A 22,214-nucleotide genomic window follows, 5' to 3' on the forward strand; every position below is an offset into this window, starting at 1 on the left:
AAATAGATATGTAAATAGTGCTTAAAATTTTTCTCGTAATACTATTTTTCTTTTTTACTTATTATAAATTTATTACATTTGGCATCGTACTAAAAAAAAATATTAAAAATGAAAATAATGAAATGTTTAAGTCTTGCAGCAATGGTAATTCTGCTAGTGTCATGCAATAATAATGGAGCAGCACAAAAACCCATAAAGACAGAATTAGATTCGGTTAGTTATGCTATCGGAATGGATGTTGCTAAAAATGTAAAAGCTAGTTTTGATGATTTTGATAACGAATTGTTTATTCAAGGATTTACAAATGTTTTAGATTCTACAGACATATTAATTGATGCGACTATAGCGCAACAAGTTGTTAGAACATATTTTCAAAATAAACAGAAAGAAGATGCCATTAAGAGTCAAGAAGCAGCTGCCGAAAATAAGGAAGCAGGAGAGAAATTCTTAGCTGAAAATAAAACTAAAGAAGGTGTTCAAACTACTGCAAGTGGTTTGCAGTATTCTGTTTTAAAAGAAGGAACAGGTGAAAAGCCAACAACAGCATCTAAAGTAAAGGTGCATTATCATGGAACTTTAATTGATGGTACTGTATTCGATAGTTCAGTTGATAAAGGAGAACCTGCAGAATTTGGAGTAACACAAGTTATAAAAGGTTGGACTGAAGGTTTACAATTAATGAATGTAGGTGCTAAATACAAATTTTTTGTACCTAGTAGTTTGGCTTACGGTGCTAACCCAAGACCAGGCGGAGTAATTAAACCTAACGCAACATTAATATTTGATGTAGAATTGTTAGAAATTGTAAAGTAATAGTTTATTATATATTCTTAGAAAAAACAGGAAGTTTTACTTCCTGTTTTTTTTGTTTCTAATTTTTTATGATGTATTGAATATTCAAATTGTAACTTTGCAGTAGATTAAATGAAAAATAAGATGAGCCATAAAGCAGGTTTTGTAAATATTATAGGGAATCCTAATGTTGGGAAATCAACATTAATGAACGCATTTATTGGAGAAAAACTTTCAATTATAACGTCAAAAGCACAAACTACAAGACACCGAATTTTAGGTATTGTAAATGGTGAAGATTTCCAAGTCGTTTTAAGTGATACCCCCGGCATTATAAAACCAGCCTATGAGCTTCAAGAGTCTATGATGGGTTTCGTTAAATCTGCTTTTGAAGATGCCGATGTACTTCTTTATATGGTAGAAATTGGAGAAAAGGAATTAAAAGACGAAGCATTCTTTAATAAAATTACCAATTCAAAAATCCCTGTTTTGTTATTATTAAATAAAATAGATAAGTCAGATCAAGGGCAGTTGGAAGAACAAGTTCAAACTTGGGCTGAAAAAGTGTCAAATGCAGAGATCTTTCCAGTGTCAGCACTCGAGGGTTTCAACGTAAAAGAAGTCTTTACTCGTATTTTAGAATTGCTTCCAGAATCGCCACCGTTTTATCCTAAAGATCAATTAACGGATAAGCCAGAACGATTTTTTATTAATGAAACGATTCGAGAAAAGATTCTAATGCATTACAAAAAAGAAATTCCTTATGCTGTTGAAGTAGATACTGAAGAATTTTTTGAAGAAGAGACTATTATTAGAGTGCGTTCTGTAATTATGGTAGAGCGAGAAACCCAGAAAGGGATTATTATAGGGCATAAAGGGAGTGCGCTAAAACGAGTAGGAGTTGAATCTAGAAAAGACTTAGAGAAATTTTTTGGTAAACAAATTCATATTGAATTATACGTTAAAGTGAACAAGAATTGGCGTAGTAATCAAAACCAACTTAAACGTTTTGGTTATAATTAAGGTGTTTTTTTTAGGTCTAGACTTAGTGTGTTAGTCATGAAATCATTAAGTAATCGCATGTCATTAGTGCTGGATGCTTTGCCAATACTTCCTGCAAAATATAAAGTAACCCATATTAAAATCATCAATAACGTTATGCTGGCTTGAACGGCATAGGTTTGGTTTAAAGTCCAGTTGGTATAAGTCCAAATGGCAAAGGCAATAAATATTACTGCAACTAGAAAATGAAGAAACATAAAAAGCGTCCAAACTGTAGGGTTGGGACCAAATAAACATGCAGTGTGCTAGAATTATCATCAACCTTATTTATTTCAAGATGTAATTGTGGTGACCAGAAATGTTGCTTATCCTTAGGAAATTTAATAAAAACATGGTCATCAACTCTGGTTATAATAAATTCAGATTGAGTTGTTTTTTCATTTTCAAAATCACTCAAAATGGCTTCATTATACCTCGGGATTTCCATTTTAAACCTTGGGCGTAATGCAATGTCATTTTTTAGCGGCATTCATATTAATTTTAGTAAAGTAAATTACTGTTTTTTTCTTTAAACTTTAAATACATTCAATCTTTATTAAAAAAGAACTTTACTTCGTCTATATTCCCTACTTTTGCAAAATATTTCGGATAGAAATAATAACGGCATCAGATAAGGTGTAGCATACAATTTAATGATTATGAGTAATATAGTAGCCATAGTAGGGAGACCAAATGTTGGAAAATCAACGCTTTTCAACCGTTTAATACAACGAAGAGAAGCTATTGTTGATGCTGTAAGTGGCGTTACAAGAGACCGTCATTACGGTAAAAGTGATTGGAATGGAAAAGAATTTTCTTTAATTGATACTGGAGGGTATGTATTAGGAAGTGATGATATTTTTGAAGCTGAAATAGATAAACAAGTAGAGTTAGCTATTGATGAAGCTGATGCTATTATTTTTATGGTAGATGTGGAATCTGGGGTTACTGGAATGGATGTAGATGTTGCTAAGCTACTTCGTAAAATAAGTAAACCTGTTTTTTTAGTAGTCAATAAAGTTGATAATGGAAAGCGTGCAGAAGATGCGGTTGAGTTTTATTCATTAGGTTTAGGTGATTATTATACCGTTGCTAGTATTAATGGAAGTGGTACAGGCGAACTTTTAGATGCTTTAATAGAAGCCTTACCTGAAAAAGAAGAGGTTATAGAAGCTGAACTTCCTCGTTTTGCTGTGGTTGGTCGTCCAAATGCTGGGAAATCATCATTTATAAACGCCCTTATTGGTAAAGATAGATATATAGTAACGGATATTGCGGGTACAACAAGAGACTCCATTGATACAAAATATAATCGTTTTGGATTCGAATTTAATTTAGTAGATACTGCAGGAATTCGAAGAAAATCCAAAGTAAAAGAAGATTTAGAGTTCTATTCTGTTATGCGTAGTGTAAGAGCCATAGAACACAGTGACGTATGTCTTATCGTTTTAGATGCTACTCGTGGTTTTGACGGACAAGTACAAAACATTTTTTGGTTAGCAGAACGTAACCGAAAAGGTATTGTAGTTTTAGTAAATAAATGGGATTTAGTAGAGAAAGACCATAAGTCTGTAAAGGAATTTGAAAAAGTAATAAGACAACAAATGGAACCTTTTACTGATGTTCCAATTGTTTTTATATCAACATTAACAAAACAACGTATATTTAAAGCCATTGAAACGGCTGTCGAGGTTTACCAAAACCGAAACAAGAAAATCAAAACTAGTAAGCTTAATGAGGTGATGTTGCCCATTATAGAAAATTACCCACCGCCAGCGTATAAGGCAAAGTATGTCAAGATTAAATACGTGATGCAGTTGCCAACACCACAACCTCAATTTGCGTTTTTCTGTAATTTACCGCAGTATGTAAAAGACCCATATAAAAGGTTTTTAGAAAATAAATTGAGAGAACATTTCGGATTTAATGGCGTGCCTATTAGTATTTACATGCGTAAGAAATAGTTTTAGAAAAGATATTATTTAGTTTACTAAAACACTCTTACGTGGGAGATTTTAATTATTCTGTAATTAATGAATTTATCATTACTGTAGAAAGAAATATATCTTGTCGATTTAAATAGGTAGGTGCAAAGTAAATCAAATTAATAAGTTTATTGTTAATTGAAATTACCATCCTCCAGAAGCGCCACCGCCACCAAATCCGCCACCACCAAATCCGCCTCCAAAACCACCGCCACCGCCAGAACTTCCGCCCCAACCGCTAGATGAACCTTTTCGGTAATTGCCACGGCCCATATTGCTCAAAATAATAGCTTCTAATAAACCACTTCCAGCAGATCGACGTCCTCTATTTCCACCACCGCCACGTCTGTTTTTGGAAATTGAAATCAGGATAATGATAAATATGAAAATCAGAACAAATATAAGTCCAATGGGAAACTCACTACCATTTGATTGTCGTGAGCCTGTATATTCACCATTGAGAACTTGAAAAATAGCATCAGCACCTTTGTTTAATCCTCCAGGGTAATCATTTTGTTTAAAATAAGGGATAATATCTCGTTCTATAATTCGCTTAGACATGGCATCCGTTAATAAGTGCTCAACACCATATCCCGTATTTATAGCGATTCTTCTATCTCCTTTTGCCAATAGTATTAAAATACCATTATCTTCTTTTTCTTGACCAATACCCCATTCTTGCCCCCATTTTGCTCCTAAATAGTTAATATTTTCACCATTTGTAGAATTGATAACAGCAATAACTATTTGAGTTGATGTCGTGTCAGAATACCTAATAAGTTTTTGCTCTAAATCACTTTTTTGATCAGCAGAAAGTAAATTCACATAATCATAAACACTGGTTTGAAGCTCGGGCTTCTTAGGGATATCATACTGGGCAAAAGAGAAGCTAAAAGATAATATAGCAAGCAGTAAGGTAGGTATAACTTTGCTTTTTAAGTTATGCTGTGACTGCGACTGAATACTGCACACTGAATACTGCATTTTATCCTTTAGAAATCTCGTTAGTTAGTTCGTTTGAGTCAGAATCTGAATATGGAAAATAGGTTTTAAGTTGTTCACCAGATTTTAAAACACCTTCAATTAAGCCTTGTTTAAAATCACCTTTTTTGAAATGTGATTGCATGATGTTTTTAGTGCTGTCCCAAAAATCATTTTCAACCACATCATTAATACCTTTGTCTCCAAAAATAACGAAGGTTTTATCTTCAATGGCAACATAAATTAACACCGCATTTTGAAGTTTGGTGTTATCCATTTTTAAAGTATGAAAAAGTTCTATAGCACGATTTGTAGCATCGCCTTTGCATGTTTTTTCTATATGTACACGAATTTCTCCCGAAGTATTTAATTCTGCAACACGAATAGCCTCAACAATGTCTTGTTCTTCGTCTGCAGTTAGAAAATCTTCAACTTTATTTGACATTTTAAAATTCTACTTTAGGAGCGTTTTCACTACCGGGAGCACTTTTAAATCGAGCCATTTCTTCAAATCCAAATAAGCCGGCTAATAATTTGCCAGGGAATTTTGTAGTGAATTTGTCATAAATATTTACAGCTTCATTAAAACGGTCTCTAGTCACGTTAATTCTATTTTCTGTACCTTCTAACTGTGATTGTAGTTCAAGAAAACTCTTGTCTGCTTTTAAATCAGGATATCTTTCTACAGTTACTAATAATCTAGATAATGCGCCACTTAAGCCTTGTTGAGCCTTTTGAAATTGAGCCATTTTTTCAGGTGTTAAATCTCCAGCATCAATAGTTGTTTTTGTAGCTTCAGAACGCGCCTTGATAACACCTTCTAAAGTTTCTTTTTCGTGAGCAGCGTAACCTTTTACAGTAGCAACTAAGTTTGGAATTAAATCTGCACGGCGCTGGTAAGCACTTTCCACATTAGACCAAGCTGTTTTAGCATCAGCTTCATGTTCTACAGCTGTATTGTTAAATCCTTTTGCCCAAGAATAGATACCTAATACCAAAATAGCAATGATAATCAATGGTAAAAATTTCTTCATGATAAATTAGTTTAATATAATTTTGTTAATTGTTATTGATAAGACACTTCTTTTTATAAAAAGTTACATCAGCCTTACTATTAAAGGTGTTCTTTTATTTTGATAAGCTGACTTTTCACATCTTCTAGCTTATTGATAATTTCAAAATTATTAAGAGCTTGCTTTTTTTCTTCTTTTAAATGTGTTTTTGCACCCTCAAGTGTAAATCCGCGTTCTTTAACAAGGTGATAGATAAATTTAAGATTTTTTATATCCTCTGGTGTAAACTTACGGTTGCCTTTTGCGTTTTTTTTAGGTTTGAGAACATCGAACTCTTTTTCCCAGAAACGAATCAAAGATGTATTAACGCCAAATGCTTTGGCAACTTCGCCAATAGCATAATATCTTTTTTCAGGTAAATCTATATGCATTAATCGAGGGATTGATTTTCTAAAGAAGCATGCTCCAATAGCTTGTTAAATTCTTCCGCAGTTAAACTTCCATAATAGAAGTTTATTGGGTTAATGCGGTCTCCGTCTTTAAATATTTCGTAATGTAAATGAGGTGCTTCAGAACGTCCTGTACTTCCAACAAAACCTATTAAATCGCCTCGTTTTACTTTTTGATTTCTTCTAACATTGTACTTGTATAAATGTGCGTACAAACTTGTGTAGCCATAACCGTGCTTAATTCTTATATGTTTTCCGTAACCAGAAGAATTACTGTCTGCTCGAGCTACAACGCCATCACCACTCGCATAAACTGGAGTACCTCTTGGAGCAGTAAAATCCATACCCCAATGCATTTTTCTAACCTTAGTAAATGGGTCAGATCGCATACCGTAACCAGAAGCCATACGGGTTAAGTCCTCATTACTAACAGGTTGTATAGCAGGAATTGCTACTAAAAGTTTTTCCTTTTCTTCAGCAAGTAATTTAATTTCATCAAGAGATTTGGATTGTACAACAATCTGTTTTTGTAAAATATCTAAACGCTTATTGCTTTCTATAATCAATTTGGAATTATCAAAACCTTCTAAACTTTTGTATCTATTAATTCCACCAAAACCGGCTTTACGTTGCTCGTCAGGAATTGGGTTAGCTTCAAAATAAACGCGGTAAATATTATTATCTCTATCCGCAACATTAGCTAAAACCGCTTCAGCGTGTTCCATTTTTTTATTGAGCAAGTCAAACTGCAATTGGGCATTCTGAAGTTCTCTTTTAAAAGCCCGTTCTTTGGGAGATTCAACATACTGACTAGCTATAAAAATAAATATAAATGCGAAAAAAGCAGCTGCTAAAATAAATATACCAGCATACTTAAATGTAGTTCGCTTTTTGCGTTCTATTTTGCGGTAAGAAAGCGATTCTTTATCGTAGTAATATTTTACCTTACTCATTTCTTAAATTATACTATTTTTGCAGCTAAATTAGAACAACTAAAAGTGTTGTTTCAAGTAGTAAACGAACAAACCTACAAAATTATTATTATAATAATTAGATGATAATTCAATTGTAGGTTCACCATCTCCTTAATTTTAAATATTTTTGGAGAGTAAATATAAAAATTGTTTCTTATTAAAAATAATTTAATAGAAACAAGATGCATAATAACAAGAGATGAACTCACAGGAAATACGATCAAAGTTTTTAAGTTTTTTTGAAGAAAAGAAGCATAGTATAGTGCAATCTGCACCCATGGTTCTAAAAGATGACCCAACCTTAATGTTTGTAAATTCTGGTATGGCGCCTTTTAAGGAGTATTTCTTAGGCAATGCAAAACCTAAAAATAATCGTATTGCAGACTCGCAAAAATGTTTGCGTGTTTCTGGTAAGCATAACGATTTAGAGGAAGTAGGATATGATACCTATCATCATACCTTATTTGAAATGTTGGGAAATTGGAGTTTTGGTGATTACTTTAAAAAGGAAGCTATTGCTTGGGCATGGGAGTTACTAACTGAAGTTTACGGTATTGATAAAGACATATTTTATGTTACTGTTTTTGAAGGAAGTGCTGATGCTGATAATTTAGAAATGGATACCGAAGCTTATGATATTTGGAAACAATACATCTCTGAAGACCGCATTTTAAAAGGTGATAAAAAGGATAATTTTTGGGAAATGGGCGATCAAGGACCTTGTGGACCTTGTAGTGAAATACATGTAGATATTCGATCTGCTGAAGAAAAGGCTAAAATTTCTGGTAAAGACTTGGTTAATGAAGATCATCCACAGGTTGTTGAAATTTGGAATTTAGTATTCATGCAATACAACCGAAAAGCAAATGGTTCATTGGAATCCTTACCGAATAAACACATCGATACTGGTATGGGGTTTGAACGTTTGTGTATGGTATTGCAAAATGTGCAATCTAATTATGATACTGATGTTTTTACACCTATTATTCGTGAAATTGAAACCATAACTAATAAAAGTTACGGAAAGGATGAAAAGGCGGATGTTGCTATTCGAGTAATTTCTGATCATGTTCGTGCTGTTGCGTTTTCAATAGCTGACGGGCAATTACCTAGCAATACTGGTGCAGGATACGTTATTAGAAGAATTTTACGTCGTGCTGTGCGTTATGGATTTACATTTCTTGATAAAAAAGAGCCGTTTATATACAGGCTGGTCGATGTGTTGAGTAATCGCATGGGAGAGGCATTCCCAGAGTTGAAAGCTCAAAAACAACTTATTGAAAATGTTATAAAAGAAGAAGAACAATCATTTTCTCGAACATTAGATCAAGGATTAGTGTTGTTAAATAGAATTGTAGACGAAACAAAAGGCGATACGGTTTCAGGAGAAAAAGCCTTTGAACTTTATGATACTTATGGTTTTCCAATTGACTTGACAGCTTTAATTCTTTCTGAAAAAGGTTTAAAGCTTGATGAAAAAGGTTTTAACGAAGAATTACAAAAGCAAAAAAAACGGTCTCGTGCAGCGAGTGAGATGTCTACTGATGATTGGACCATTATTGTGGATGACGCTGAAGAAGAATTTGTAGGCTACGATATATTGCAAGCTAATGTCAAACTGACGAGATATAGAAAAGTATCTTCCAAGAAAGATGGAGATATGTATCAATTGGTGTTCAATTTAACACCATTTTACCCTGAAGGTGGCGGACAAGTTGGCGATAAAGGGTATTTGGAAGATACGCGTGGTGACGTGGTTTATATCCTGGATACTAAAAAAGAAAACAATGTTATTATCCATTTTGCTAAAAATTTACCAAAGCATATTGATCAATCTTTTAAAGCTGCTGTTGATGTTAAACAACGTCACAGAACCGAATGTAATCATACGGCAACACATTTGCTGCATCAGGCATTAAGAGAGGTTTTAGGAGCTCATGTAGAGCAAAAGGGAAGTGCAGTGCACTCTAAATATTTGCGTTTTGATTTTTCTCATTTTTCAAAATTAACAGTTGAAGAATTACGAGATATTGAAAATTTTGTAAATCGAAGAATTGAAGGCAAATTACAATTAGAAGAAAAACGAAATATTCCAAAAGAAGAAGCGATTGCAGAAGGTGCTATGAGTTTGTTTGGTGAAAAGTATGGTGATACGGTTCGTGCAATTCGTTTTGGTAAATCTATTGAACTTTGCGGTGGTACACATGTAAAAAACACGTCTGATATTTGGCATTTTAAAATTGTTTCAGAAGGTGCAGTTGCTGCAGGAATTAGAAGAATTGAAGCAATTACTAATGATGCGGTAAAAGGTTTTTATTTTGAAAATAATAGAGCTTATTTTGAAATGAAAGACCTACTTAATAACGCTAAAGAGCCTGTGAAAGCACTTCAGAATTTACAAGAAGAAAATACGGGACTTAAAAAACAAATAGAAACGCTGCTTAAAGATAAAGCTGCGACTATTAAAGGAGAGCTTAAAAAGGAATTAGAAGATATTAATGGCGTTAAGTTCTTAGCTAAAAAATTAGATTTGGATGCTGGTGGGTTAAAAGATGTGGCTTTTGAATTAGGAAGTCAGTTTGATAATCTGTTTTTATTATTTGCAACAGAGCAAAACGGAAAAGCGTTGCTGTCGTGTTATATTTCAAAAGAGTTGGTTGCTAGTAAAGGTTTAAATGCTGGGCAGGTGGTTAGAGAACTTGGTAAATACATCCAAGGTGGTGGTGGTGGACAACCGTTTTTTGCTACTGCAGGAGGTAAGAAGCCTGACGGGATTGATAAGGCTTTGGAGAATGCTAGGAATTTTGTTTCTTAAGTTTTGAATCTTCAAACCAAAATACCATTAAAGAAACAGTCTAAAAATCAAATAGACTATAATTCTAATGTACTATTATTTGGTTCGTGCTTTTCAGAAAACATAGGAAAGAAACTCGACTATTTTAAATTTCAAAATCTTCAAAATCCTTTTGGTATTTTATTTCATCCTAAAGCCATTGAAACTCTCATATCAAATGCGGTTGGAAATAAGATATATTCTGAGGGCGATGTTTTTCTCAATAATGAACAATGGCACTGTTATGATGCACACTCAAAATTGAGTAATACTTCAAAAAACTATTTAATAAATCAACTAAATGAGCAAATTGATTTAACAAGCTCAAAATTAAAAAGAGCTTCTCACATTATTATTACTTTTGGAACAGCTTGGGTATATCGAGATATAAAAACAGATAGTATTGTTGCCAACTGCCATAAAGTTCCACAGAAGCTATTTAAGAAAGAATTGTTGTCGGTTCAGGAAATTACAAACTCATTAAAAAACATTTTGAGCTTGATTAGAAGTGTTAATAATGATGTTTTAGTGGTCTTTACAGTTTCTCCAATTCGACATACAAAAGATGGCTTTGTTCAAAATACTCAAAGTAAAGCGCATTTAATAACAGCCATCCATCAAGTAATAAATAATCAGTCATTTTATTTTCCATCTTTTGAAATCATGATGGATGAACTTCGTGACTATCGCTTTTATAACGAAGACATGATTCACCCCAATCAGGTGGCAATAAACTACATTTGGGATAAGTTTAAAACGGTCTGGATTTCTGACGAGTCTTTCAAAGTTATGGAAGAAGTCGATACTATTCAAAAGGGCTTAAAACACAAGCCTTTTAATCTTAAATCTCAAGCGCATCAAAAGTTCCTTCAAAATTTAGAGGCTAAAAAAAACCAGATTCATTCCCATTTTCCACATATCGTATTCTAAAAAGTTAATTGATTTCTAACACGTTTTACCTTTTTTAATAACACTTTGTCGAAAAAACAACCAATGTATTAGTATAAGTTATAGCTTCATTATGCTATTAATCAGTTTATATTTAAAAACATCAATTGCAAAATCAGTAAAATGATTCTCAATTGATGTTTTTTTTGTGTCTACACCTATTTAGCATGAGATCTATCTTCTAATATTTAAAACAGATTAATCAGCGAGCTTTCAAAAGTTTATATTCTAACAAACTCTCTTGGTTGGACTTTAATCTATAACGATAATTCGATGCAATCCATTAACGATTTTCAAAATTTAAAATTATAACTTACGGTTTAAGCTCATCCAGCCACCGCCATTTACGACTTCAATGCCGTTGCTTTTTAAAATTGAAGCAGCACTTCCAGAACGTATTCCACTAGCGCAACATGTAATTACAGGCTTGTTGTGTTTTTTTATGCTCTCAATTTTGGAATTGATGATTTGTAAAGGAATGTTTTTTGAGCCAGCGATAGCACCTTGATTGAATTCTTTAGTAGTTCGAACATCTATAATAATAGCACCTCTATTTTGAAAATCTTTAATCATGTCATTTTTATTACCAAACAGAAAATCTAATAAGCCCATAGTCTAATTTTTATTGCAAATTAATTTAATTTTTTTTAAAGTATAGGTAACATAAGTTGCATTATAGTTCATTAAAATTTTATGTATATTCAACTTTTAAAATTTGAGTATTTATGGAAGCTTATGTTACGCTTACTATTGAAAATGAAGTTGGTTTTATCGAGTTTTTTCATCCTAATAGAAACTCCATGCCTAGTGATGTTTTATCACTATTAGAGCAAATTATTATTGATGCTGGTAAAAATGATGATATAAAAGTTATTGTTTTAAAAAGTGGTGGAGACAGAACCTTTTGTGCCGGAGCAAGTTTTAATGAAGTAATTGCCATCGAAAATGAAATATCTGGAAAACAATTTTTTATGGGTTTTGCTAATGTTATAAATGCAATGCGTAAATGCCCAAAGTTGATTATTGGAAGGGTGCAAGGAAAAGCAGTTGGAGGAGGTGTAGGTTTAGCAGCTGCTGCAGATTATTGTTTAGCAACAAGATATGCTTCTATTAAATTGAGCGAATTAAGTATTGGTATTGGGCCTTTTGTTATTGAGCCTGTTGTTTCAAGAAAGATAGGAGTTACAGCCATGTCCCAAATGACCATTGATGCTGAGACTTTTTTTTCTACTGAATTTGCAAAAGAGAAAGGCTTGTATTCTGAGGTATTCGAAACCGTCGAAGACTTAGATGAAGCAGTAAAAACGTTAGCTGAAAAATTAGCAAGTTATAATCCAGAAGCTTTAATAGAAATGAAAAAAGTATTCTGGAAAGGAACAGAAAATTGGAATGCTTTATTGAGTGAACGCGCTGAAATAAGTGGAAAACTAGTTTTGAGTACGTTTACAAAAATGATATTGAAACGCTTTAGATAACATTATTTAATAATTGATTTATTCTGAACAATCTCCAATCCATCATCAATTAAATGTCCTACCTCGGGCTTATTTTGTTTAATAGTTTCTAGTTGTTTTAATATTTGTTTACATAGCTCAGTTTCATTTCCTAAGTGGGCTAATTCATAAAGTTCCAAAGGTAATAACCAGTCATTAGGATGTTTCTCTAAAAGCTGGTCTAAAACTTTTGTTCTAGAAATGGTTTTGTTTATCCCTTCTCTATAATCTTTAACCTGTTGGTATAAAGCTTCAAGTGCTAATCGATCTTTTGATTTTTTTATATGAATCGTGTTTGATGACGTTTTGTGCGTAATTAAATCAAAACTACTTAAATCAGCAGGTCCAGAAAAAGCTGAAACAATATCTTTACCTACGGCCATATCATAAATACCCCATTCAGGTTTAAATAATACCGTTTCTTGGTGTGTAACCGTGCAATTATTGAAACTAATAAGAATTATTTTTCCTTGAAGATTTCGTTTTCCGGTAATGATTTCTCCTGAAACTTTAATACCGCCTTCAAATTCTAGGTTTACAATGCGTTCTTCATAAATATTATAAGCTGCTAAATCACGGGGACTCATATCTTCAATGGCCAGGTTAATACCTTTTAATTTTCCGATAGGAGAACCAAAACCGTCTAAATGAGTGTCTACACCATGACCGACCAGCTCTTTTTCGCGATAAGCGAGAGCTGTTTTTCCTGTGGTTTGTATGTAGATGGGTTTTCCGTCGTGTTCAATAACATGATTAAGAACTCCAGAAATTTGCAATCCTGTACTTAACTCAATGGTTCCTAAAGCGTTTGATTCAATTAATTTATTAACCCCAGATAGCCCGCCTTTACGCAATGACATGGTATTTGCAAACTCTTCTAAAATTAAACTTAAATGTGCAAAATTTGGTGTTACATAAAGTTGAGGTTGTGGTTTAGTGATATCAAAATTTTTGTAAGTTGCATTGATGTCGTAAGGGAATTTTTTAACCTCGTCAGTCATGCACCAGGCACTTTCGCCGATTGATGACAGTAAACCAGCTCCATATATTTTGGGGTTGTCAACAGTTCCAATTAAACCATATTCAACAGTCCACCAATGTAAATTTCTTATGAGTGCCATTTCACTTGGAGTACCCATGTTTTGTTGTAAATCTTCTACTTTTTTTTCTGCCGAAGCGATAGCTTCTTCCAAAGAGTTAGGTGCTTCTTTTATGATGGATAAATGTCTAACGGCTTCATAAAGTTCATAATCTTTTGCCGATGAAATGGCTTTACAGCCAATTTCTCCAAAACGTCTTAAATATTCAGCGTATTCAGGATTAGCAATTATTGGGGCGTGTCCCGCACCTTCATGAATAATATCGGGAGCCGGTGTATATTTAATATGTTCCAGTTGTCTGATGTCACTTGCAATAACCAAAATGTTATAGGCTTGAAATTCCATAAAAGCATTTGGAGGAATAAAGCCGTCAACGGCAACAGCTGCCCACCCAATATCTTTCAAAATGCGGTTCATGCCATACATGTTGGGAATACTATCGATAGAGATTCCTGTTTGTTTTAAGCCTTCCAAATATGAGTGGTGAGCAACAGTGCTCAAAAAATCTACGTTTTTGCGCATCACGTAACGCCAAACAGCTTGATCTATAGCCGAATAATCCTCATAATTTTGAGGTTTTATAAACTGCTTTAAATGCTTTGGGAGCTTTTGAAGTATTTCGTTTGATTCAATTGAATGCGACATCAGTAATTTTTAGATTTAAAACATGTTTAAAAATACGAATAATTCATTAAAACAGAGGGTTTTTAGCTTTTCTTTCATTAGTTGTCTGTTCAATTCTAATTTTGCTGAATAACCATTGAAGATTTCTATATATTTATAAAACTAAATTTTCAAAAAACACATATGTACACAAGACGTATATTTCCTGTAAAAGGAGTAATAAAATGGACTAGGCGCCATATTTTTTTATTTCTAATACTTGCTACAATTCCAGTAATTTTATTTGACATTTTACATTGGAAATGGTTGCACATTCCTTGGCTACCAATGGGGGTTTTAGGTACAGCTGTAGCGTTTTTGGTGAGTTTTAAAAACAATGCATCTTATGATAGGCTCTGGGAAGCGCGCAAAATTTGGGGTGGAATTGTAAATACGTCACGCTCTTGGACTATTATGGTCAAGGATTTTATTGATAATACGCATACTAAAGAACATGTAACAGACGAGAAACTACAATCGATAAAACGAGAATTGGTGCATAGACACGTAGCTTGGTTAACTGCATTGCGTTATCAAATGCGTGCCGATAAGCCTTGGGAAATGCATTTAAAAGATACGAAGTCTAATGCCGAATTTAGAGAAGCCTATTACTTGGTTTGTGAAGATGAAATACCTATTAAAGAGGCTATTGAACCTTATTTGTCTAAAAAGGAGTATGATGAAGTTTTTGCAAAGGGAAATAAAGCCTCTCAAATTCTTGGTGTCCAATCAAGACGTTTAAAAGAACTTATGGATCAAGGATTGATTGAAGACTTTAGGCATATGGAAATGGTTAATGTTTTAGCCGAGTTTTATACGTTACAGGGAAAATCGGAGCGTATTAAAAATTTTCCATATCCAAGACAATATGCTACATTAAACTATCTTTTTGTGTGGAGTTTTATTTTGTTATTACCCTACGGAGTAATGGAGGGTTTTGAGGTTATTGGTGATCGTGTTTTAGATGAGCTTGCTTTGCATGAAGTGCAAACAGATATAATGCATCGTGTTCAACAATTTATAGCTAAACATTTTGTCTGGTTCTCAATCCCGTTTAGTACTTTATTATCTTGGGTTTTTCATACTATGGAAAAAATAGGGGAGAACACAGAAAACCCTTTTGAAGGTGGGCCAAATGATGTGCCAATTACAGATTTGAGTAGGGGCATTGAAATCGATATCAGGCAACTTATAGATGATACTAATATTCCTGAACCTTATGTTTGGCAAAATGATATTGTGATGTAATAAAAAAGGCAACTCACTGAGTTGCCTTTTTTGTTTTTATTGTTGCGTTCCTGGAGGATATTTCTCCATTATTTTAGTAACAAACTCTTTTATACGAGCTTCTTTCTTTTCCATATTTCTACTTAAATAACCAGTTCCCATACCTTGCCATACCAATTCTTTTTTATTAGCGTCAATAAGGTCTATATATAAATGGCCTTGCATGCTTGTAGAAACGCTAGGTTGTTGATTCCAGCCCCATCCCCAACTAGGGCCAAAGCCTGCATAGCCACCCCAACCCCAGCCGCCATTGCCCCAGGAATTGTTGTAAACATCAACGCGTTGTTGTGATTTTGTAAATAGACTCACCAATAAATCTGGTTTTTCAGATTTTGTAAAGCCTTTAGCTAAAAGTTCTGCTTCAATAGCACGAAGTATTCGACGTTTATCTAAATCGCTAATTTCAGCCTTGTCAATACCAGTTTTAAAGAATGCAAATGTTTTGTAATCGTTAAATTTAGCCTCTTTGTCATAATCTGCAGCCACTTTAACAGAGCTACATGAAGATAGCAAAATCAGTAATGCTAAAAGCGGTAAGGTTTTAATAAATTTTTTCATAATACAATTTTTTAAAGGTTGTAGTAGCTGTAAAAAAATTAAGTGTAAATAAAAACATTAGTTTACAGCAGTTTTATTCTTATAACTTCACGTAATAAATAGTATCAATAATCATACCAAGGACACAAGGAAATGTGTGCTTTTAAAACTATTTTTTTATAGAATTTGTAGCTTTGTTATATCCATATGGACAATGTCTACAACCACTCTCGCAACAATAACCACGTTTTAAGTGATATTGCTCGGTAAAACAACGATAACCTTCGGGTGTCAGGTAGTAATCGCCTTCTTCAATTGGGACTATTTTTTTCATTATGAGCAAAGATAATGTAAATTGGATTGATTTTTGAATAGTATATAACATGATTCTTATTTCAAAATATATAGTACCTAAAGGTTATACAGGAATAACGATATTCCCTTTTGTCTTTTTAAAATCGAAGCAATTAAAAGTAAATTATATTTTAATAAATCATGAAAAAATTCATCTGAGACAACAGTTAGAATTACTCGTTATTCCTTTTTATATCTTCTACGGAATAGAATTTTTAGTGCGATTAATTCAATATAAAAATTGGCGTAAAGGGTATCGGAATATTTCATTTGAAAGAGAGTCATACTCCAATGAATTTAACCTAGATTATTTGAAGCAGCGTTCATTTTGTGCTTTTTTAAAGTATCTTCGTTATCATGATATTTAAGCTTTCAGACAGCATAAACCAGCAAATTATTTTACCCAATAACACGGTTGAACTTTATATAAAGCGTGAGGATAAAATCCACCCATTTGTGTCTGGAAACAAATACAGAAAGTTAAAATATAATCTTCTTGAAGCTAAAAATAATGGATTTGATACGCTACTTACTTTTGGTGGTGCGTTTTCTAATCATATAGCTGCAGTTGCTTCGGCAGGAAATGCTTTTGGTTTTAAAACCATTGGTATAGTAAGAGGTCAAGAGTTAGGGAGTAAAATATCTGAAAATTCAACCTTAAGTTTTGCAAAGGAAAACGGCATGCAATTTAAGTTTGTTTCTAGGGAATTATATCGAAATAAAACTTCTGAGTCTTTTTTAAATGATTTGAAAGAAGAATTTGGAGATTTTTATTTAATCTCGGAAGGAGGAACAAATAAATTAGCAGTTAAAGGTTGTGAAGAAATTTTAAACACGGAAGATAAAAATTTTGATTATATATGTTGCGCTGTGGGTACAGGAGGCACCATTTCTGGCCTTATAAATTGTTCAAAACCTAGTCAACAAGTTTTAGGTTTTCCTGCCTTAAAAGGTGATTTTTTAAAGGAAGATATTAGTAAATTTGCATCACAAACCAATTGGAAATTAATTACAGATTATCATTTTGGTGGTTACGCTAAAATAAATGAAGAATTAGTAACGTTTATTAATCAGTTTAAAATCGATAATCAAGTTTCTTTAGATCCTGTTTATACAGGTAAAATGCTATTCGGAATTATGGATTTAATTAATAAAAATCATTTCCCAAAGGGTTCAAAAATTTTAGTAATCCATACAGGAGGATTACAAGGTATTGAAGGGATGAATGCCGTTTTAAGGAAGAAAAATTTATCAATAATTATCTAAATTAATGAACAGAATAATTGTCATCTTATGTGTTGCGCTTTTGGTATTTAGTTGTAAGTCTAAGAAAGGTATTGTAACTAAAAAGCCCAGTGATGAAACTAAACAAGTTGAGGTAAAACAAAAAGATAAAGAAAAGGATGTTAAAGTATATGCCAATAATACTGAGCGTTATATAGACTTTCACAAAGCCACAGCACAGAACGAAATGAGTTTGTATGGGATTCCTGCTAGTATTACTTTAGCTCAGGGAATCTTAGAGTCTGGTTCAGGTAAAGGCAGGTTATCTGTTAAAGCCAATAATCATTTTGGGATTAAGTGCCATGGTTGGACCGGGAAAAAGATATACCATGATGATGATGAAAAGCAAGAATGTTTTAGAAAGTATAAGGATGCTAAATATTCATTTAGAGATCACTCTTTGTTTTTGTCAGAACGAAAACGTTATTCAAAACTTTTTAAATTAAAAAAAGAAGATTATAAAGGTTGGGCTAAAGGGTTGAAAGCAGCTGGATATGCTACAGATCGAAAATATCCGCAGAAACTTATTAGTTTAATAGAACGATACCAATTGTATGAGTTCGACAAAGAAGTCTTAGGTGAGTTATATGTGAAATATGAAAACCCTGTAACACAAGAACTAACAATGTATACGGTTGTTAAAGGTGATACCTTATATTCAATTTCTAGAACATATAAGATTTCAGTGAAAGAACTTCAAAATATAAATGGGTTGAGTGATACGGATCTTAATTTAGGGCAGGTGTTAATTGTGAAACCATCATCAAATAAATAATTAGATTACATGATTTATAAAAGGAGTAGTGCGTTATTCGCTGAAGCGGAAAAAGTGATTCCAGGAGGTGTAAACTCGCCAGTAAGAGCGTTTAAAGGTGTAGGTGGAACACCTGTTTTTGTCAAAGAAGCCAAGGGTGCCTATTTGTATGATGAAGACGGAAACCGTTTAGTTGATTACATAAATTCTTGGGGACCTATGATTTTGGGCCACGCTTTTGAGCCCGTTGTGAATGCAGTAGTTGAAAAAGCTAAAAAAGGCACATCTTTTGGAATGCCCACAGAAATAGAAACTCAAATTGCTGAATTAGCTGTTTCTATGGTGCCGAATATTGATAAAATTCGTTTTGTTAATTCTGGGACAGAGGCCTGTATGAGTGCCGTGCGTTTAGCGAGAGGCTATACAGGAAAAGATAAAATAATAAAGTTTGCGGGTTGCTATCATGGGCATTCTGATTCATTTTTAATTCAAGCAGGAAGTGGAGCTAGTACTTTTGGATCACCAAATAGTCCCGGGGTTACTAAAGGAACAGCAAAAGATACATTGCTAGCTCGCTACAATGATATTGAAAATGTGAAAGCTTTAATTGAAGGGAATAAAAATGAAATAGCTTGTATTATTATTGAGCCCGTTGCTGGAAATATGGGATGTATCCCTCCGAAATCAGGTTTTTTAGAAGCGATTAGAAGTCTATGTGATACACATAATATTTTATTAGTGTTTGATGAGGTGATGACAGGTTTTCGCTTAGCAAAAGGTGGATGTCAAGAATTATTTAATGTCAAAGCTGATATCGTTTGCTTCGGAAAGGTTATTGGTGGCGGATTGCCAGTTGGTGCTTTTGCAGCTAGAAATGAAATTATGAATCATTTAGCTCCATTGGGGCCCGTTTATCAGGCTGGCACTTTAAGTGGGAATCCGTTAGCTATGGCAGCCGGTTTAGCAATGCTTACAGAACTGAATAGCCATGCGGAAGTATTTATTAGATTAGAAGAAAAAACAGCGTATTTGCATGAAGGCATCGCTAAAGTTTTGAATGATAATAATATTACACACACCATAAATAGAGTAGGGTCTATGATATCAGTTCATTTTGATGAGGCTGAAGTTGTAGATTTTGATACGGCAGCCAAGGGAAACAATGACACTTTTAAGAAATTCTTTCATGGTATGCTAGATTCAGGAGTTTATATTGCACCAAGTGCTTTTGAAACATGGTTCATAACGGATGCTTTAAGTTATGAAGATTTAGATTTTACAATAGCTGCTGTAAATAAGGTTTCAAAATTTTTATAAAAACAAAACGCATCCCGATATTTCGGGATGCGTTTCTCATCAACTAAATTAAAATCGTTATTATTTGTTCTTATGCATGCCTTTTTTTAGGCCTTTCTTTTTGTTCTTTCCGTTCTTGGTGTTCTGCATTTGAGCTTTCTCCCATTTAGTATATTGCTCTTTATCTAAAATGTTTTTCATTTTTGCTTTCATAGCAATTTTGCGATCTAATTTGGTATTTACCATTTCAAGACGCTGTTCTTGTGTAGGTTTTTGAATTTCACCACTTTTTTTTCTGGCTTTACGTTCTGCCATCATGGCTTTTCTTTTGGTGGCATTCTCTAAATTTATTTTTTTAATCTCGGCTTGTTGAGACTTGTTTAAGTCTAAATGCAAAGTCATTTTTTTGGTTTGAAGTGCAGCTGCGTCTTCTGCAGAAAGATCCATCATTTTTAGAGATTTGCCTTGCTTATTCGAGCGTTCTCTTTGCTGTTCTTGTGCGGTAACTTGTAATGCTAAAAGCGCTACGGCAATTATTAAGATTTTTTTCATTTTATAAAGGTTTTAAATGTATTTGTCTTTTGGACTTTTATATTTTAGAATGGTTTAATTTATGCCTAAATTTTAACTACACATTAACATAGTTGTGCCGTTGTAATTGAAACGGGTTTGCGTTAGGGATTGTAGTGGAAATCCTTTTTGAGAAGCACGAACAAAAAGATTGCAACGTAAAGCTCGACCCTTGTGGTAACGCTAAAAAAATAATTATTTAGATATAGGAATTTTTAAACTCACACCAGTTTGAAAATCTGGAGCATTGTTTACTTGTAAATCTTCTTTGATAAATAATGTTAGCAGATATTTTGGTGTGCCGTAAGTGTAAATAATATTCCAACTAGATAGGGGTTCGTAGAGTGTATATACGCCGTTTTGCCAGCCGCCATTTATTTCTTGCCACTTACCAATTAATCTGTAATATTCACCTTCAGCTTTTTTGTTGTAACGCGATTGAATATGGTAATTTATGCCAAAAGCGTTGTAGTTGCCCTTTTTCGTGTATTTGGTGATTTCAATTTCACCCTCGAGGGAGGCCAGATAGGGGTTGTTTCCTAAATCTATAACCTCTTTAAAATTGATGATATTTTTGCGTAATAGGTTTGCGCCTACAGCTAAGTTTAGCTCGTGATTATTTTTTAAGGTTAGTTTTTTAATAGCATTTGCTGAAATACCAACGTCTATTGATGAATTATATTTTGAGGTGTTTAAGCCTAAATGCGTACCAAAATTAAGATAAATATTTTGAGTTGTACTTAGTGATAGCTTGGGGTAATAGTAGTGGTTAAACTCTAATCCGCCAATAAAAAAATCGTTGTTATTTAACTGTAAAGTGTTTCCGTTTCTATCAAAATATCTAAAATTCACTTGGTTTAAACCATAATATCGTCTTCCAAATGGATCTTCGCCGCCAACTGCATTGCTGTGAAACCATTCAATACCTTCATCACTTGTGAAAATTGAAAATGGATATTTTCCTTTAGTTATTAAGTAAGACCTTAATGTGATTCCCAATTCATGTTGTTTGTTTATTGGAATGTTTACTGTAGCCCTGAATTCTTTAATAACTGCATCAATCACAATGTTTAAATAATCGGCTGGTGTGGTTTCTTGGTCTATGAAATTGAAACGGCGATTATGCCATTTAACTCGACTTAATTGTTTTCTTATTTCATGGTTTTTCGGGTAATACGCTTCAACAAAAGGCTGGAAATTATTTCCGCTAGTATAGTTAAATGCAAATGTGGTTTTTTGAGGTGGCGCATATTTAAAATTGGTGTTTAACCGTGAACTGAATATGCCAAAGTGATGTGTTGATAATATGCTAGGGTTATCTATTCCATTTTTAATTGATAAGCTATCAGGTTGTTGTGCAGTTAGTGTTAAACTACAAAAACATAGGATAGTAAATAGTATTTTTTTTAGCATTGTGTAAAAATAGGTAAAGTTTAATTATATAGAATTATCTAGTTTTTACTTCTTATTGGGCTTGCTTTATTAGGGTTAAAGTAGTTTGATATAGGTCTGTATTATTCATTTTACCTTTCAACCAACTGTAAAAACTTATTACAAATATATCTTCTTGTGCTCCTCCAACCCATTCGAAAGAATCTTCAACTTTATTTTTAAATTTTATTGAAGTAATTATTTCTGGAGTTTTATAATATTCATTAATAAGATTTAGGTAAGTGATTACTCTCTGTTGTTTTATTTCTAATAAAAATTTATAATAACTACGTTTAAAGCTTAATAATCTAGATTCTACTAAATCAATATTATTAAGTTCAATATGAAGCAATATTTCAATTAAATTCTTTTTTATAACCCATTCTTTTCCAACTCTTTCTATGTACCATTTATCAGTGTGATAAAACT

Annotated in this window: 23 protein-coding genes and 1 pseudogene; 10 read left to right on the top strand and 14 right to left on the bottom strand. The window is 33.1% G+C overall.

The annotated features are described in order from the left end of the window. The first annotated feature begins 108 nt into the window (after window positions 1–108). The gene (locus QZ260_RS08775) at window positions 109–813 is read left to right on the top strand and encodes an FKBP-type peptidyl-prolyl cis-trans isomerase (protein WP_295985147.1); all 705 of its coding nucleotides are present in this window, start codon (window positions 109–111) and stop codon (window positions 811–813) included. Window positions 814–936: 123 nt separating this feature from the next. Next, a complete protein-coding gene (gene era / locus QZ260_RS08780; protein ID WP_295985148.1) occupies window positions 937–1,815 on the top strand; it encodes a GTPase Era in 879 nt (292 codons plus the stop codon). Here era and QZ260_RS08785 read toward each other — a convergent pair. Beyond that, complete coding sequence (locus QZ260_RS08785; RefSeq protein ID WP_295985149.1) at window positions 1,812–2,051, bottom strand: hypothetical protein; 240 nt, start codon at window positions 2,049–2,051, stop codon at window positions 1,812–1,814. The genes era and QZ260_RS08785 overlap by 4 nt on opposite strands. Then, entirely contained in the window at window positions 2,033–2,323 is a 291-nt protein-coding gene (locus QZ260_RS08790; protein WP_295985151.1) for a hypothetical protein, read from the bottom strand. Before QZ260_RS08790 ends, QZ260_RS08785 begins: the two co-directional genes overlap by 19 nt. Before the next feature lie 169 nt (window positions 2,324–2,492). Here QZ260_RS08790 and der point away from each other — a divergent pair, with 169 nt between their 5' ends. Continuing rightward, window positions 2,493–3,797: a ribosome biogenesis GTPase Der gene (gene der, locus QZ260_RS08795; RefSeq protein WP_295985153.1), complete on the top strand. Its 1,305-nt coding sequence runs from the start codon at window positions 2,493–2,495 to the stop codon at window positions 3,795–3,797. A gap of 165 nt (window positions 3,798–3,962) precedes the next feature. Here der and QZ260_RS08800 read toward each other — a convergent pair whose 3' ends face one another. The 5 genes from QZ260_RS08800 to QZ260_RS08820 form a co-directional block, all read right to left on the bottom strand. Continuing rightward, window positions 3,963–4,802, bottom strand: a complete 840-nt coding sequence (locus QZ260_RS08800) for a TPM domain-containing protein (RefSeq protein ID WP_295985156.1) — start codon at window positions 4,800–4,802, stop codon at window positions 3,963–3,965. 1 nt (window position 4,803) lies between these two features. Beyond that, window positions 4,804–5,244: a TPM domain-containing protein gene (locus tag QZ260_RS08805; protein WP_295985158.1), complete on the bottom strand. Its 441-nt coding sequence runs from the start codon at window positions 5,242–5,244 to the stop codon at window positions 4,804–4,806. 1 nt (window position 5,245) lies between these two features. Beyond that, complete coding sequence (locus QZ260_RS08810; protein ID WP_295985160.1) at window positions 5,246–5,833, bottom strand: LemA family protein; 588 nt, start codon at window positions 5,831–5,833, stop codon at window positions 5,246–5,248. Window positions 5,834–5,913: 80 nt separating this feature from the next. Continuing rightward, entirely contained in the window at window positions 5,914–6,243 is a 330-nt protein-coding gene (locus QZ260_RS08815; protein ID WP_295985162.1) for a MerR family transcriptional regulator, read from the bottom strand. Beyond that, a complete protein-coding gene (locus tag QZ260_RS08820; RefSeq protein WP_295985166.1) occupies window positions 6,243–7,214 on the bottom strand; it encodes a M23 family metallopeptidase in 972 nt (323 codons plus the stop codon). Before QZ260_RS08820 ends, QZ260_RS08815 begins: the two co-directional genes overlap by 1 nt. A 220-nt stretch (window positions 7,215–7,434) precedes the next feature. On the opposite strand from QZ260_RS08820, the gene alaS reads away from it, so the two are divergent. Together alaS and QZ260_RS08830 are read left to right on the top strand one after the other, a co-directional pair. After that, window positions 7,435–10,050, top strand: a complete 2,616-nt coding sequence (alaS, locus tag QZ260_RS08825; RefSeq protein ID WP_295985168.1) for an alanine--tRNA ligase — start codon at window positions 7,435–7,437, stop codon at window positions 10,048–10,050. A 3-nt stretch (window positions 10,051–10,053) separates the two neighbouring features. Further along, a complete protein-coding gene (locus tag QZ260_RS08830; RefSeq protein WP_295985172.1) occupies window positions 10,054–10,998 on the top strand; it encodes a GSCFA domain-containing protein in 945 nt (314 codons plus the stop codon). A 324-nt stretch (window positions 10,999–11,322) separates the two neighbouring features. On the opposite strand, the gene QZ260_RS08835 is transcribed toward QZ260_RS08830, so the two are convergent. Further along, complete coding sequence (locus QZ260_RS08835; protein WP_295985174.1) at window positions 11,323–11,628, bottom strand: rhodanese-like domain-containing protein; 306 nt, start codon at window positions 11,626–11,628, stop codon at window positions 11,323–11,325. Window positions 11,629–11,741: 113 nt separating this feature from the next. Here QZ260_RS08835 and QZ260_RS08840 point away from each other — a divergent pair, with 113 nt between their 5' ends. After that, the gene (locus tag QZ260_RS08840) at window positions 11,742–12,491 is read left to right on the top strand and encodes an enoyl-CoA hydratase/isomerase family protein (RefSeq protein WP_295985176.1); all 750 of its coding nucleotides are present in this window, start codon (window positions 11,742–11,744) and stop codon (window positions 12,489–12,491) included. Window positions 12,492–12,493: 2 nt separating this feature from the next. On the opposite strand, the gene QZ260_RS08845 is transcribed toward QZ260_RS08840, so the two are convergent. Then, window positions 12,494–14,254 (bottom strand): aromatic amino acid hydroxylase, encoded by a 1,761-nt coding sequence (locus QZ260_RS08845; RefSeq protein ID WP_295985178.1) that lies wholly within the window; start codon window positions 14,252–14,254, stop codon window positions 12,494–12,496. 162 nt (window positions 14,255–14,416) lie between these two features. On the opposite strand from QZ260_RS08845, the gene QZ260_RS08850 reads away from it, so the two are divergent. Next, the gene (locus QZ260_RS08850) at window positions 14,417–15,520 is read left to right on the top strand and encodes a bestrophin family ion channel (RefSeq protein WP_295985181.1); all 1,104 of its coding nucleotides are present in this window, start codon (window positions 14,417–14,419) and stop codon (window positions 15,518–15,520) included. Window positions 15,521–15,556: 36 nt separating this feature from the next. Here QZ260_RS08850 and QZ260_RS08855 read toward each other — a convergent pair whose 3' ends face one another. Both QZ260_RS08855 and QZ260_RS08860 read right to left on the bottom strand, forming a co-directional pair. Then, window positions 15,557–16,117 carry a DUF4136 domain-containing protein gene (locus QZ260_RS08855; RefSeq protein ID WP_295985184.1) on the bottom strand — a complete coding sequence of 187 codons (561 nt, stop codon included), beginning with the start codon at window positions 16,115–16,117 and terminating at the stop codon, window positions 15,557–15,559. A 148-nt stretch (window positions 16,118–16,265) separates the two neighbouring features. Next, window positions 16,266–16,430 (bottom strand): DUF5522 domain-containing protein, encoded by a 165-nt coding sequence (locus QZ260_RS08860; protein WP_295985186.1) that lies wholly within the window; start codon window positions 16,428–16,430, stop codon window positions 16,266–16,268. Between the two features lie 377 nt (window positions 16,431–16,807). Here QZ260_RS08860 and QZ260_RS08870 point away from each other — a divergent pair, with 377 nt between their 5' ends. The 3 genes from QZ260_RS08870 to hemL are packed head-to-tail and all read left to right on the top strand — an operon-like array spanning window position 16,808 to window position 19,805. After that, window positions 16,808–17,716, top strand: a complete 909-nt coding sequence (locus tag QZ260_RS08870; RefSeq protein WP_295985190.1) for a pyridoxal-phosphate dependent enzyme — start codon at window positions 16,808–16,810, stop codon at window positions 17,714–17,716. 4 nt (window positions 17,717–17,720) lie between these two features. Then, window positions 17,721–18,509, top strand: a complete 789-nt coding sequence (locus tag QZ260_RS08875) for a glucosaminidase domain-containing protein (protein ID WP_295985192.1) — start codon at window positions 17,721–17,723, stop codon at window positions 18,507–18,509. Between the two features lie 9 nt (window positions 18,510–18,518). Continuing rightward, window positions 18,519–19,805, top strand: coding sequence for a glutamate-1-semialdehyde 2,1-aminomutase (gene hemL, locus QZ260_RS08880; RefSeq protein ID WP_295985193.1), 1,287 nt, complete (start codon window positions 18,519–18,521; stop codon window positions 19,803–19,805). A 60-nt stretch (window positions 19,806–19,865) separates the two neighbouring features. Here hemL and QZ260_RS08885 read toward each other — a convergent pair whose 3' ends face one another. The 3 genes and pseudogenes from QZ260_RS08885 to QZ260_RS08895 form a co-directional block, all read right to left on the bottom strand. Then, complete coding sequence (locus tag QZ260_RS08885; protein WP_295985197.1) at window positions 19,866–20,336, bottom strand: hypothetical protein; 471 nt, start codon at window positions 20,334–20,336, stop codon at window positions 19,866–19,868. A gap of 213 nt (window positions 20,337–20,549) precedes the next feature. Further along, window positions 20,550–21,767, bottom strand: coding sequence for a hypothetical protein (locus QZ260_RS08890; protein ID WP_295985199.1), 1,218 nt, complete (start codon window positions 21,765–21,767; stop codon window positions 20,550–20,552). 52 nt (window positions 21,768–21,819) lie between these two features. Next, window positions 21,820–22,214, bottom strand: a pseudogene (locus QZ260_RS08895) (hypothetical protein); the annotation flags it as partial.

This window comes from uncultured Algibacter sp. (genome assembly GCF_905480415.1).
Lineage (GTDB): Bacteria > Bacteroidota > Bacteroidia > Flavobacteriales > Flavobacteriaceae > Algibacter_B.